Consider the following 13916-nt stretch of genomic DNA (forward strand, 5'->3'; position numbering starts at 1 on the left):
CGATCCAGCTTGGCAGCGGGATGCGATAATAGGCTGTGCAAATCGGGAAGGGGCAAGCTATGGGTGATAAAAATCCTCTGGAAGAGATTCGAAATCAAAAACTGAACTGGGAAAATACTGTGGTCCAACCCACGCTGAATAAATTTGCAGAACGAAAAACCCAGTTTGTTACTGGATCATCGGATCCGATCGATCGATTGTACACTCCAGTCGATATCGGAAATTTCGATTATTTGCGCGATCTGGGTTTTCCGGGCCAATATCCATTCACACGAGGGGTTCAGCCCACCATGTATCGCGGCAAATTGTGGACGATGCGCCAATATGCTGGCTTCGGCACAGCAGAGGAATCGAACCGCCGATACAAATATCTGCTTTCCCAGGGGCAAACTGGCTTATCTGTTGCATTTGATCTGCCGACCCAAATCGGCTATGACTCGGACAATCCGATTTGCGCTGGCGAAGTGGGTAAGGTCGGTGTGGCGATTGACACCTTGGAGGACATGGAAACGCTATTCGCAGGCATCCCGCTGGACAAAGTTTCCACTTCGATGACGATCAATGCCCCAGCCGCAGTACTATTGGCAATGTATATCGTTGTGGCTGAGCGACAGGGGGTGGCCGCCAGCCAGCTATCAGGAACGATCCAGAACGATATTTTGAAAGAATACGTAGCCCGCGGAACCTATATTTTTCCCCCTCGGCCTTCGATGCGACTCATTACCGATATCTTTTCTTATTGTTCGAAACACCTTCCAAAGTGGAACATGATCAGCATCTCAGGCTATCATATTCGGGAAGCCGGAGCCACCGCCGCCCAGGAGATCGGGTTCACATTAGCCAATGCCATCGCCTATGTCCAGGCTGCGATTGATGCAGGATTATCAGTGGATGACTTTGCAGGGAGATTATCGTTTTTTTTCAATGCCCACAATGATCTATTGGAAGAGATCGCCAAATTTCGAGCGGCTCGACGTCTTTGGGCGAAAATCATGAAGCATCGATTTGGCGCCAAAGAAGAGAAATCCATGATGCTGCGCTTTCATACCCAGACTGCTGGTTCAACATTGACGGCACAGCAACCGATGAACAACATCATTCGCGTTACTATTCAGACCTTGGCCGCTGTCCTTGGCGGAACACAAAGCCTCCATACCAATAGCTATGATGAGGCACTGGCTTTGCCCTCAGAACAATCTGTGGAAATAGCGCTCCGCACGCAACAGATCGTCGCTTACGAATCCGGCGTCGCCGAGACCATTGATCCCTTGGCTGGCTCCTATTACATCGAAGCCAAAACCAATGCGCTCGAATCAGCGGCCCAAAAATATATCGATGCGATCGATGCCATGGGCGGCGTAATTCCAGCCATCGAAAAGGGATACATCCAGCAAGAGATCCAGCGTTCCGCCTATCGGTATTTAAAAGAGCTGGAACAATCCGAACGGATCGTTGTAGGGGTTAACAAGTTCAAAACTGAAAAGCAATACCGGCCTGAGCTGCTGAAAGTTGATATGGCGATTCAACAACAACAGGTTGATCGCCTCATCCAGGTGAAACGCCAGCGCAATGCCGCAGCCGTCGCACAATCGTTACAGCATCTCAAAGCGGTGGCTCATAGTAATGGCAATCTTATGCCAGCAATTATCGAGGCAGTGAGGGTCTACGCAACCATCGGCGAGATCTGTGATGTCTTGCGAAGCGTGTTTGGAGAATATAAAGAAACGGTTGTCATGTAAAGATGAATTATCGGCCATGAGTAACCAGTCTTAAATCGCTTGTACAGGTTCGAACAAGCGATGAGAATGCTGGGTATCTTGGACCGCTAACAATTTTTAGAAGTCGAAGATTAAGAGAAGGAACAAACAAAAGTGATTCGTCCAAAACAAATTGGAGTTATCATCTTTCTACTCTTGATTGCCGGCCACTTAGCAATGGGACAATCGGTTAATGTGCCGCTGGAACACTGGTGTTATCAATTCTTAGAACGAATGGAAGCCAAGGGATTGTTCGAGTCGACAAGCATTCGGGCGCTGCCGCTATCACGGATGGAATTGGCGAAAATTTTGGCCCAAATTGAAGGAAGAGCGCAACACTCACGATACAGCTTAACGACTACAGAGCGAGATCAACTGGAGCAACTCAAAGGAGAATTCCATGAAGAACTAACAGCCCTGGATGTCAAATTCAATCCTGGCCTAAAGGAGCGGCATCTGGTATCCTGGTCAGAGCATGATTACACCATCCATGCGGATTTTGATTTTGGTTTTCGATTAGATGTCAACCGCGGGGATCAATATCCGAAAGCCGAGCGGACCTCTCATACCACATTGGGAGGCGTTCTCAGGGGACAATTGAAGAACAGCCTGGGCTTTCATGTCTTCGTGCGCAATACGATCCATCGCGGATTGGAGTCTGTTGAACGGAACTTCGATCCCTCCCGAGGCACACCGATCAATTATGCGGGCAAGAATGCATACACCGATGAAGCCATCGCATATTTGGTCTGGAAACTTCCCTGGTTCCAATTGCAGATCGGCCGTGATCGCGCCAAATGGGGACCGGGTTATCATGGCAGCCTGATGCTCTCGGCTCAGAATCCGCTGTTCGATATTATCAAGTTGACTGCCCAATATCGCAGATTCAATTTCACCAGTCTTCATGCCCATCTAAATAGCAGCCTGGGGAAAAAATACCTGGCTGCCCATCGACTCGAGATCCAAGTCACCCCCTGGCTCCTGCTGGCTGGCAGCGAGGCGGTTGTCTATGGCAATCGGGGCATCGAGTTCCAATATTTGAATCCGCTCATGCCCTATCATGTGGCCGAACATCATCTCGGCGATCGCGATAACAACACCATTGGCTTCGATGTCACGATGTTTCCAGTCCGCACGCTGAAAACTTATTTTGAGCTGTTCATCGATGATTATACCCTGTCGCGAAGCGTTTTCCTATATTACGGGAACAAGTTCGCCTTTCTGGCTGGTGGCCTATGGCTCGATCCTCTGGGGCTTACCAATAGCGACCTTCGCATCGAATACGCGCGCGTGGAGCCGTTCGTCTACACCCATGAGCGTCCGATCAATATCTATCAAAATTACAACCAATGCATGGGCCATTGGCTCGGACCGAATGCGGACGACTGGTTTTTTGAGACAAATTATAGCCCCAATCGCGATCTGCGATTCAGCGGCTCGATCGACCTGATTCGCAAAGGTGCTGGTCAATTGACGCGACCCTGGGATATTCCAGATGGCACGCGAAAACGTTTCTTATCTGGAGTGGTAGAGAAACGACAGATCTTTGGTTTAAAGGTGACCGACCAGATCTTTCGCGATGCCTTTCTCTCACTTAATGCCTATTGGATCAATTCACAAAATCTCCAGCAGATCAAAGGAAAAAATGCGCTCGATCGCCAAATTAACTTCACTTTGTTAATAAACTATTGATACCGTTCACGAGCGTTGCTTTGAGCGGACAAAGGGGTAGTTAAAATCGATATAGCTGAGGTAACTAATCTTTCAGATTGATCGAATAATCACCGTACCAAACTTTTTTTCGAGGGTCAGCCCGCAGCTCCTATCCTCTTGGAAAAATCACAAACCATGAGTCCCTTTGCGCTTTTTAAAGCCAAAGCGATTTACTAATTTGCTTTTTTCGGAACTGAGCAATTTTAGATTAGGAGATTACCAATATGATTAAACAGATCGATCATCTCGGAATTGCTGTGAAAGATTTGGATCGACAAATTAAATTTTATTCGGATATATTTGGCATGAAATTTTTGGGCATCGAAGAAGTCCCAGATCAAAAAGTCCGGGTGGGAATTTTCAGATTGGGTGAGCTACGGATTGAATTGTTGGAGCCGACTTCAGAAGATAGCCCCATTGCGAAATTTTTGTCTCAACGGGGCGAAGGATTCCACCATATCGCTTATCAAGTCGATAACTTAGCTGAAGATTTGAAACGTCTCTCGGAACGTGGGATTCAGCTTATCGATCAAACGCCTAAAATTGGAGCTGTCGGTCATCAAATCGCATTCCTCCATCCCCGTTCGACGTTTGGCATTCTCACCGAACTATGTCAGATCTGAAATCAAAAAGCGCAAATCGAGAAAAATTCATTATCGAGGATTTCCCGCATTTTCTCTCAGGTTCCTTGTGTTGGGCAGTTTCTTAACCAAGCAGTGATTCACAATAACTCGCAGACGCCAACCGCTCGATTTCAAAATTGTCACCGATGATTTTTTAGGCCAATGATATTGATCATCAACCAAATTCGCAATGGCATATTATCAATTGGCGCAATCTATAACCAATTAGGCTAACGTTTGGTCGCTCACTTTGGCGAAGCTTTCGAAGCATCGCTATCGTTGCAGTTCCCTTTTCGTTTCATGAATTCCTCTAATGTCATTTTTTTCTCCCAACATTTCTGGTCGATATAATCCAGAATATAGCCAAATTGCTCGGCGGGAATATATCCCGGCAACACCGTGATCACCTCATGTTGCGGAGAAATGAACGCCAGAGATGGGAAACCCGTTACTTGAAACGCGCGGGTGAGCTCAATGTGATTGAATGTATGTCCCTTGAAAGTTACTTTCTGATTTGGATCTTCCGCATTGATCCTCACTGTCACAAATCGATCGCTCAATTTTCGAGCAACGTCAGGATGATTGAACGTCTTTTCGTCCATCACTTTGCACCAATGACACCAGTCAGTGTAAAAATCAACGATCATATTCTTATTTTCTTTGGCTGCTTTCTCCAATCCCTGATTAAAGCTAATGGTGAAATTCCGATGTTCCACTTGCTTACCTTGCGAAGGTGGCGTCGACTTCTTGTTTTGTGCTATGGATTCATTGGTGGCATCGGAGCAACTCAAAATGAGCAGCGCAAAGATTGCAAATAATAAGCTCAATTTTCTATTCATAGTGATCCTCCACATGTTCAATAAGATTAAATGGGAGCAAATTTCAAAATGCTATTATTAAACGATCCGCTAAAAAAATAAATCAGCTTCATTTTTTTGCTATTGCATTGACTAAAAATACCATTCTGAAATAAAATGACAAAGAAGTGCTCGCAAAGCCTCCGGCTATTGCAATTATGATGCTCAGGAAAACGGTCCAGATGAACTACATCCTGTCGCGCCTGATGAATGACCACCTATTGTTCCGCTGGTACCAAAGGCTGAGAAAATGCGCTGCGGATTTGGCTCCCCGCAGACAGGACAAATAAGCCCTTCTGAACTCCCTCCAATGGATTGAAAAACATCAAAAATCTTTTCGCACTTTTTGCACTTGTACTCATAAATTGGCATCTCAACTTCCCTCTAATTTTCCATTTCATTTCCTTTATTATGCTTCAATTCCTTGTCATGACGATCAGACTGAAAGTCACAGGCATTGGACATTCAGGTCGGAATGCCAAGCCGCGGCAGAACAAATCGCATCAACAAAAAGTATGCAGCAATAAATAGAAGCGGAGTAATAATATCCATTCAACTCTCCTTTTCTGAGTTATCCCTTTTCTTTTTAGCGGTGCCCCAAACCAACACTAATGCGAATAAGGCACCATAACCAGTGCTGATCCAGGGATTGCTTGTGATAGGGCAGGTTCCAGTTCGGCAACCAACATAGTAATAATACGCATATCCCAGAACACCTCCCACCACTACAATGAGCGCTTTAAAAATGTAAGATTTCATGATTGTTTTCCTCTCGATTAACCACCGATCAATTACGCTTAATTCTTTTGACTTGATAAAACAAGACCAGAGAGCTTAGCAAGATCATGATCGTGGAACCCATAATAATCAACTGATTTGTCAGGATGGACCGAATTCGCACTATCGATTTTCGTTTCTATTTTAGCTATCCAATCTCTTCCGATTGCTATTTCCTAACCAATCAATCGATCGAATTATAAAATTCTCGGTAAAAGAACCTCACCTATTTCAAGTCGTTGCCCCTAACCTATTTGAAAGCGTTTCGCTATTTTAGATGTAATTTCCAAACCAAGGATTCAATGATTTATTAATTTTAAAAAATTCTCTTGCAAATGAGCGAGAATCTTTTTAGTTTTATTTCCGTTCATATTCAAATTAGCAATCAAGAAATATGGTCACCAATAAAAATTTCGTATGAAAGTGAATGTGTTGATTCCTGACCATCGAAATAGATCTTATTATTTGATCGTGCTTCTGCTATTTCTCTTGTTGATTAGATCGCAAGCCATATTATCAGATCCAATAACGGCTGGAGTCAACGTCCAATTCAGCGGCGCTATTGATGAAGGTAGAACCCATGCCATCGATCGCGTAAAATTGATCGAGCCCGATTCTGCCAGCCAAGTCAACAGCTCCTTCCCCACCTTCCGCTGGCGAGCGATTTCAAAAAATCGTCAAGTGAATTATCGCCTATTGATCGCCAAAACCGACGGTAAGGTCGTTTTAGACCGCTGGGTTGGAAATGATACTAGTTTCACAATTACCGAACCCAACTTGATTGAAGACCTGAAACTTTATAATTGGTTAATCTATGCCGTCATTGAGGATCGTCAAATTCAAAGCTCGGTGTGGTCGTTTTGGGTCGATCAGAATAAAGTAACCGATTTGAATATTTCTCATTTGAATTTGATTTCTCCCAGATCACAATATCGTCCTGGAGATGAAATTGTCGTGCGCGCCACCATCCATAACTCTGGGCCAGTGGCTGCCAAGGGAGCTTATGTGCTTTTATATAGCGGCAATCCGAACAGCAACTATTTCCACTATGCTGCGTTTCGCAGGACCGTGTTGCTGGACACGATATTTATCGCACCTCTTCCAGTAGGTACCTCAAGAGAGCTAACGCTCTCCGCAAATTTGCCCGCTGGATTAAATCGGCTGTTCGTGCGGGTCGAGCCTGCTCCAGGATTTCGGGACGTCATAATTCCAAATAATTTCACCACTGGTATCGCCATCCAAACTGATCCCAGGCGATTGGTATTCAAATCACTTTTCATTGTCTATTCTCAGTATCTAACTCCCAATGAGGGTCTAAAAATCCTCAGCAGCAGGGAACAACAAGAGATCCTCCAAGCCATCAACAATTTCCAACAATATATTTGGAACTCCACCTACGCGCTTCAGATAAAATCGGATACGCTCTGGATGGCCCGTCCTCTCACGATCCATGACTTTACTAAAAAAGATGATGCGTGGGGTTACTATTTATCTCCCCGGCCAGTCCAAACCGATCTAAGCAATCGCTCTATTCGCCAACAGGATTATGATATTCTGGTCGTTATCTATTGCTGGTGGAACTCGCAATCGACGTGGTCAGGGTATTCGGGCTACATATTCCGCGATACGCGTTCCTTAAAACAGAAACCAGCTATTATCGCCCAGCCAATCGTTCCTGGACACCCTCTGGACGAAACGATCCTCATCCATGAATTTTTGCACTATTTGGACAATCGTTATGAAGCACTGGGAGAACCCCGATTCTATTCGCCACATCATCGAATTCTTTATACCACCTTCGATCGGGATGAGGACTATTACCGATGGATTCTTGAGACCTGGCCTACGGAATGGTGGTTCAAGCTTGATGTCGGACAAATTGTTGCCTCTTCCAACCAGGCAACCATGGCATCGAAAATACAATCACAGATCGATCCCAACATACCCATGTTTCTTCAGAATTATCCCAATCCCTTTCATCAAACGACAACTATCAGCTTCTCCGTTCCAGCTAATGATTCGTCTGACGGACCGATGAAGGTGCGGCTGGTTGTTTACGACCGTTTGGGCAAGTTGGCGACGATTCTGCTGGACCAAATGCTCGCACCCGGCAACTATGACGTCACCTGGGATGGGAGAGATCTCCACGGAACTCTGTTGGCCAGCGGCATCTATTTTTATCAGCTAATTTTGCCCACTCAAAGGCAGGCAAAAAAAATGTTGTTGCTTCGATAACAGTTGCTTGAGATTTTTGCTTGGATCCAGATCAGTAGAGCGCGTTAGACTATCAATATGCGGTAGTGGATCATCAGCAATATGCAATCTATTCCCGTTTAAATCACGTTTTCAACAACTATCACCCTATTCAGGAGATGACGAATGGAATTAAAACTGTACGTCTATAAAGCGCGGGTCGTAGAGGTTTACGATGGCGATACCTGCACTGTTGATATCGATTTAGGATTGCACACGTGGATTCATGGAGAGAAAATTCGTTTGGCCCGCATCAATGCTCCCGAAATCCGCGGCCCAGAGCGGCCCCAAGGACTGGCCTCAAGAGATCATTTGAGACAGCTCATTCTTGATCGCCAAATCATTTTAGAAACGATTAAAGACGTGAAAGAAAAATACGGTCGCTATCTTGGCGAAATTTGGATCCAGGATGAAAACGGCCAATATTTCAATGTCAACGATCGGATGGTTCAGGATGGGCATGCGGTATATTCTGAGGACAATTAATACCTGCCCGTAATGCGCCCTTTGGCTGATCGCTTTCTTATGCTGAATTCTTAGGTCTGAAGCGCTTAGATTTCTGAAGGATCAAAATGTTTGAGTCATTCCGAACGCAGCGCAGCGAAGTGTGGAATCTTTATTTCTCACGAGATCAATTAACTGAACAGATTCCTCGCTTCGCTCGGAATGACTGGTTGATCGAATCTGTTGCTTTCTTATGATTGAATTCTTAACTGTAAAGTGCTTAGATTTCTGAAGGATCAAAATCTTTGAGTCACTCCGAGCGCGGCGCAGCGAAGTGAGGAATCTTTATTTCTCACGAGATCAATTAACTGAACAGATTCCTCGCTTCGCTCGGAATGACTGGTTTAGAGAATTTGCAGGAATATATTGAAGAGTTGCCAGAGGTAAAAATGCATTTCAAGTTCTCCAGCGCGGCAACATTTGCCCGCTAAGCAAAGTTATCTTGCCGTTTTTAGCGAACCTGTTTCCGACACAAAACGAACCAGGACAAAGCAAATTTTAGCTGAACGCATAAATGCCTATTACCATCCCACCACTTGACGATAGAACGGCAGCAATTCCTCGGCCATCATCTGATGTTCTTTTCGGTCCGGATGCCCTGTACAGCCTTTGCCATACGGACGCGAGAAAAAGAATAGATGGATTTTATCATTGTTCATGCTGTCATGGAAATGTTGAGCAATGGCAGTCAAATAGCTGCACAATTTGCGCCCTTTCTCTGGTGCAATGGCCGGGCTGCTCAGGCAGCAAATCCGTGCTTTGGGATAGCGTTTTCGGATCATTTGAATGAACTGAATGTAGCTATTGACAAACGTCGCTGAATCAAGCTCGGCTCGTTGATACGAACCATCCCCATCGGAAAAATCATTGGTACCCAGGCAGATCGAGATCAAATCAGGAATGAACGTACTATCGTTCCAAGCAAAAGATGAATCCTTGTTGAGATACAAATTTTGATAAACATCGGGCATGGTTGGCCCTGGAGAATTCCAATTGCGGCAGATGCCAATGCCCGAAACCGAGCTAAGCAACCAATCGGCATTTAAAGCTCGCGCGACCTGCGGTCCATATGCCAAATAAGCGTTGTGTTGATCATACCAAGTTCCAGAGTCACAAGACACTGTTTCCGTATCCAGCCCCATGCCGCAAGTGATGGAATTGCCGATGAACTCGATTTTATGTTGCAGCTTATCCGTTATGGGCAACAGCGCCTCACAACGGATGCCTGCCAAAGCAATGTAGCCGGTCTGCGACTCGGTGGCCTTGCAAACCAGGAGCGAGTGCTCCCCAGCGCTAATATCCTGAACCACAGTGTATTCTGTTTGAGTGTTCGTAACCTTAATTCTCCCCAGATACTGGCCATCCAGTTCGACTGCAAGATATCCGTGATTGCCCCACAAGCCTTGATCCTCCAGCAGAAGCGCGCAAGATCGGCCCTTAAATTTCACCTGAAAGTACGCTCCGGCACCGCTGAGTTTAGGCTTTTGGGGCTCGGTAAAATCGATGCGGCCAACATAACGGATATTTGGATGATTAGCAGCATAAAAATTTTGAGATGCTGATAAAATATTTTGATAACAAACAACAAGCAAAGCCATGGATGAGACAACGATTATCAAGCTCGGTCTTCTTTTCAAGACTTTTTCTCCAAATTGGTCTCTCATTGATTCAGAACACCTCTACTGCGCCATTTCTTTCAATTATAGAGGCGGAAGGAACTTTTTTAAATTGATATCGGACCATTTACCTCACATAATCATTTTACCCACCGATTCAAAAATTCAACCGCCTCATGGGGATTGGGGGAATAAAAGTCTGCGCCGATGCGATCGCAGAATTCCTGCGTGATCGGAGCCCCGCCTACCAGCACTTTTATTTCAGGATATCTTTCTTTGATGGCCTTGACGCTATTCGCCATATTGGGCATCGTGGTGGTTAACAAAGCCGAGAGGCCAACAGAACACCCTGGGTGCTGTGAAATCGCTTCCAAAAATTTATGGGTCGGCACATCCACTCCGAGATCGATCACCTCAAATCCACCGCCACGGATCATCATTGAGACGAGATTTTTGCCAATATCGTGGAGATCTCCAGCGACAGTTCCTATGACGAATGTGCCCTTATGTTTCACCTGAGAGGACTCGATAAAAGGACGGATATGTTTGAGTACCGCATTCATGGCCTCGCCAGAAATGATGAGATTGGTGACAAACGCTTTTCCTTCGCTGAACTCCTTGCCAACGCGATCCATGCCCCTCATACAGGCCTCTAATAGGACGAACGGCTCAATCCCTTCTTTAATGGCTTGGGCAGCTAACTCGTCCGCGCCATCCTGATCTTTCATATCCGGCGGGAACCAGGCGGATCGAGAAACTTTTCCCTTAGCTACACATAATGCAATCTTTTCGACGATGTCTTCCATATTCGTTCTCCCTACCTTTTAACACAACTGGACTGCTTGGAGCAAATCAATAATTAAAATTTTAAATCAAAGACAAAGTTAGTAGCGCAATAATTCTCCTCAAAATGATTCGCTCTATTCGTCCAATAGGTGAATTTATCGGCTAATAAATCAGCGAAATTCAAAGTCAGAAATTTCCGTCATGTTCAATATCCAAAGGCCTTCTATTTGACCTGCTGAATGATAGTCGGCGTAATGCTCTCCCACATCACAGGCATCAAATGGATGCCCCGAACTCCTTCGATCGTTCTCAACGTCTGGATAATTTCCACAGCGATCTGTATCCCTTCTTCTTTGGGGTCGCTCGCTTGATTCATTCGCTCGACATATTCATCACTGATCTTGACTCCAGGGACCTCCTGCTTCATATAAAGCAAAGCTTTGGCCGATTTCACTGGCATGACTCCAGCCAAAATTGCAGCTCGTTTATGGAGCCCCATCTCTACTACCCGATCCATCCATTTAGAAAACAGTTCTAAATCAAAAACTGGTTGAGTCTGGATGAAACGAGCGCCAGCTTCGATTTTTTTGAACAGACGGATAAGCCTCATTTCGAACGGCTGCGCAAAGGGATTAGCGGCAGCGCCGATGAGAAAATCGGTCGTCTTCTTCATCTCAAGGCCAGATAGGAGAAAACCGCGATTCAGCTTGGCTACCGTGGCGACCAGTTGGATGGAATCGAGATCGAATACGCCCCGGGCTTCTGGTTGATCGCCAAAGGTCTGATGATCGCCAGTCAGGCAGAGCACGTTGGAGATGCCCAAGGCAGCCGCACCCAAAAGATCGCTTTGGATGGCTAATCGGTTGCGATCTCGGCAAGTCATCTGAATGATCGGCTCCACACCCTCATCGAGAAGAATCTTGGCTGAGGCGATGCTCGATAACCGGACAATCGCCGTCTGATTATCCGTGATATTCACGGCATCGACATAGCCTTTGAAGTATTGGGCCTTGTTCCGAATCACGTCCCCATCGCAGCTCTGTGGCGGACCAATCTCACCGCACCAGACAAATTGACCCGACTCAATCTTCTGCCTCAACGTCATGCCCAATAATCTCCCTCACTTTCTGCCGATCGTTTCGAACCAACCAAATGGGACCCGCGATCCGCTTCCTGAAAACGTTCAGCCATGCCGAGGTCCCCTCTAAATTCCAATTATGAATTTTGTTGACTTTGTACAATAAGCTGAGACGCCGAAATCGCCGAGATCGATGATAGATACGATACCAGACGCACTTTCGCTCTGGATAAACTTCGCACGAGCCATCCTCCCCAGTTCCACCGCAAGGGCCATTCCGAAGCCGCTTGGGACAATTTTGACAACAAATAAACGCGGTCGAGGAGAGAATGCACTCGCCGCAGTGTTGGCAATGGAAGAGTGGCACTTTGATCGTACTTTCAAACAACAACATCAGGCGGGAAAATCTCCGCTCCCGTGCCGAAATCGCCGGCTTGTTGAATGTCACCAAATCGCTCAACAATTTCGTTCCCTTTAACTAAAATTTTGATCACATGCATCATTTTGGATCTGAATCAAGGCCTGTTAAACCTATTCCAATTTTCTGATCACCTCAAATGAATTTCAAAAAACTATCAGATTCTCCTCCGCGATATTTCCCAGGCTATGAGACACGCACTCCATTTGTGATCTCGATGCTCTCCGATTATGCCTTTTTGATCGGATCATGAAAAATACATCATGACTCTCATGATCACCTCCACCCCATCCATACGAAGCACATCCTTTAGACATTGCATGGCAGGATCATCATCCGGGAGCAGCGCATATTTGCGTTTCACTGAGCCAACGATGAAATTCAACCCTAACGGCATCGCCATGGTCAGAAATGCGCTCTCCAGAGGACCTTTCACTGGCGATCCATCCGGTTTCTTCGATGGTAACATGGCCGTGAAATTGCTCAATCCCACTGAAATGTTGATCTCAGCGAAATCTGGATCCTGATGGATCAATTCGAGCACTTTCATCAGCCGTTTGAAATACCCTTTAGAATCGCTACCAATGGGCATAATCCCAGGATCAAGAATAAGCTGATTATTGGTTACGTTTTTGATCCGTTCCCGAGCGATTTTCACGATGGATTTTGCTGTCGCATAGATTTGTTCGGCAGTTTGATTCATCACCACTTCGCCAGACTCGTCCCTTCCTTCCGTCAATAACAAAATCGGGATAAACGGTTGGATGGCGAAAAGATCGAACATTTCCAGTCGCGCTTCGGAGATCGAATTGAGGATGGGCATCCGATTGCCAGCGCGATCGGGATTATAAGCTTTTAAACCTGCTGCGGCGATATCTGGATCTGGGGTGTCAATTGATAGAGGGACTGTGACCTGCTCCTGGATTTTTTTAACAACATTTGCCATAAACTCTGGTGTGCGTGGTCCAACATTGACATCGATGTAGGCAGCGCCTCGTTCCGCTTGAAACTTCGCCAGCTCTACAATCCCGTCAATATTGTTCGCCTCAAATAACTCATGAGTGGATGGCACGGAGTCATTAATAGACTCACCAATAATTGTTAGTCCCGAGATGCCCATTGAATTTACCTCCATTTATTTCAATTCATCCTGCTCCTACAGTTCATCCAGTCCAACAAGCTCAATAATATAAAAAATCATCCACTCTTGGCACGACCCCATGAGCGTCTGTTTCAGGATTGCCCTTTGATGTTCGTTTTCGCCGTGTCAGAAGAAATCATCGGCTGGATGGCGATCCTTCTCATGCCATTCATTAATACGCTGGTATGAAGTAACGATTTCACAGGGGTGCTGTGATGAATAGGACGGCTGACTTTTTTGGGGGAGTAATATAATATAAATTTCGCGCCAATGCAAGCGAAAATTCGATTTTCATTGCATAGCCAATGCTAAGAGAGATCGAATTTTATCATATCATAATTTTGGCGTGTTAGCCCTTTACCTGATTGGACAATTGACATCACCTGCAAATTT

General features: G+C 45.6%; 13 protein-coding genes. 5 read left to right on the forward strand and 8 right to left on the reverse strand.

All coding sequences use genetic code 11. The features are described from left to right. The first annotated feature begins 59 nt into the window (after nucleotides 1-59). The 3 genes from ONB37_02875 to mce all read left to right on the forward strand — a co-directional run bounded on the left by ONB37_02875 (nucleotide 60) and on the right by mce (nucleotide 4093). A complete protein-coding gene (locus ONB37_02875; GenBank protein ID MDZ7399089.1) occupies nucleotides 60-1739 on the forward strand; it encodes a methylmalonyl-CoA mutase family protein in 1680 nt (559 codons plus the stop codon). Nucleotides 1740-1871: 132 nt separating this feature from the next. Next, nucleotides 1872-3449 carry a capsule assembly Wzi family protein gene (locus ONB37_02880; protein MDZ7399090.1) on the forward strand — a complete coding sequence of 526 codons (1578 nt, stop codon included), beginning with the start codon at nucleotides 1872-1874 and terminating at the stop codon, nucleotides 3447-3449. 245 nt (nucleotides 3450-3694) lie between these two features. Beyond that, nucleotides 3695-4093 (forward strand): methylmalonyl-CoA epimerase, encoded by a 399-nt coding sequence (gene mce / locus ONB37_02885; protein MDZ7399091.1) that lies wholly within the window; start codon nucleotides 3695-3697, stop codon nucleotides 4091-4093. Nucleotides 4094-4338: 245 nt separating this feature from the next. Here mce and ONB37_02890 read toward each other — a convergent pair whose 3' ends face one another. The 3 genes from ONB37_02890 to ONB37_02900 all read right to left on the reverse strand — a co-directional run bounded on the left by ONB37_02890 (nucleotide 4339) and on the right by ONB37_02900 (nucleotide 5709). Further along, nucleotides 4339-4932: a thioredoxin family protein gene (locus tag ONB37_02890; GenBank protein MDZ7399092.1), complete on the reverse strand. Its 594-nt coding sequence runs from the start codon at nucleotides 4930-4932 to the stop codon at nucleotides 4339-4341. 183 nt (nucleotides 4933-5115) lie between these two features. Then, a complete protein-coding gene (locus tag ONB37_02895; protein MDZ7399093.1) occupies nucleotides 5116-5322 on the reverse strand; it encodes a zinc ribbon domain-containing protein in 207 nt (68 codons plus the stop codon). Between the two features lie 180 nt (nucleotides 5323-5502). After that, nucleotides 5503-5709, reverse strand: a complete 207-nt coding sequence (locus ONB37_02900) for a DUF6132 family protein (protein ID MDZ7399094.1) — start codon at nucleotides 5707-5709, stop codon at nucleotides 5503-5505. Between the two features lie 435 nt (nucleotides 5710-6144). Between ONB37_02900 and ONB37_02905 the strand changes: the two genes are divergently transcribed. Together ONB37_02905 and ONB37_02910 are read left to right on the forward strand one after the other, a co-directional pair. After that, on the forward strand, nucleotides 6145-7962 hold the full coding sequence (locus ONB37_02905; GenBank protein MDZ7399095.1) for a hypothetical protein: 1818 nt from the start codon (nucleotides 6145-6147) through the stop codon (nucleotides 7960-7962). A gap of 144 nt (nucleotides 7963-8106) precedes the next feature. Continuing rightward, entirely contained in the window at nucleotides 8107-8466 is a 360-nt protein-coding gene (locus tag ONB37_02910) for a thermonuclease family protein (protein ID MDZ7399096.1), read from the forward strand. A gap of 539 nt (nucleotides 8467-9005) precedes the next feature. Here ONB37_02910 and ONB37_02915 read toward each other — a convergent pair. From ONB37_02915 to ONB37_02935, 5 genes are all read right to left on the reverse strand, one after another. Then, a complete protein-coding gene (locus tag ONB37_02915) occupies nucleotides 9006-10121 on the reverse strand; it encodes a GDSL-type esterase/lipase family protein (GenBank protein MDZ7399097.1) in 1116 nt (371 codons plus the stop codon). Nucleotides 10122-10240: 119 nt separating this feature from the next. Then, entirely contained in the window at nucleotides 10241-10906 is a 666-nt protein-coding gene (locus ONB37_02920; GenBank protein ID MDZ7399098.1) for a corrinoid protein, read from the reverse strand. Nucleotides 10907-11109: 203 nt separating this feature from the next. Continuing rightward, nucleotides 11110-11991, reverse strand: coding sequence for a methylenetetrahydrofolate reductase (locus ONB37_02925; protein MDZ7399099.1), 882 nt, complete (start codon nucleotides 11989-11991; stop codon nucleotides 11110-11112). Next, complete coding sequence (locus ONB37_02930) at nucleotides 11969-12424, reverse strand: methylenetetrahydrofolate reductase C-terminal domain-containing protein (GenBank protein MDZ7399100.1); 456 nt, start codon at nucleotides 12422-12424, stop codon at nucleotides 11969-11971. Before ONB37_02930 ends, ONB37_02925 begins: the two co-directional genes overlap by 23 nt. Nucleotides 12425-12629: 205 nt before the next feature. Further along, the gene (locus ONB37_02935) at nucleotides 12630-13517 is read right to left on the reverse strand and encodes a dihydropteroate synthase (protein ID MDZ7399101.1); all 888 of its coding nucleotides are present in this window, start codon (nucleotides 13515-13517) and stop codon (nucleotides 12630-12632) included. Nucleotides 13518-13916 lie beyond the last annotated feature (399 nt).

This window comes from candidate division KSB1 bacterium, assembly GCA_034506395.1.
In the GTDB taxonomy this organism is placed as follows: domain Bacteria; phylum Zhuqueibacterota; class Zhuqueibacteria; order Thermofontimicrobiales; family Thermofontimicrobiaceae; genus Thermofontimicrobium.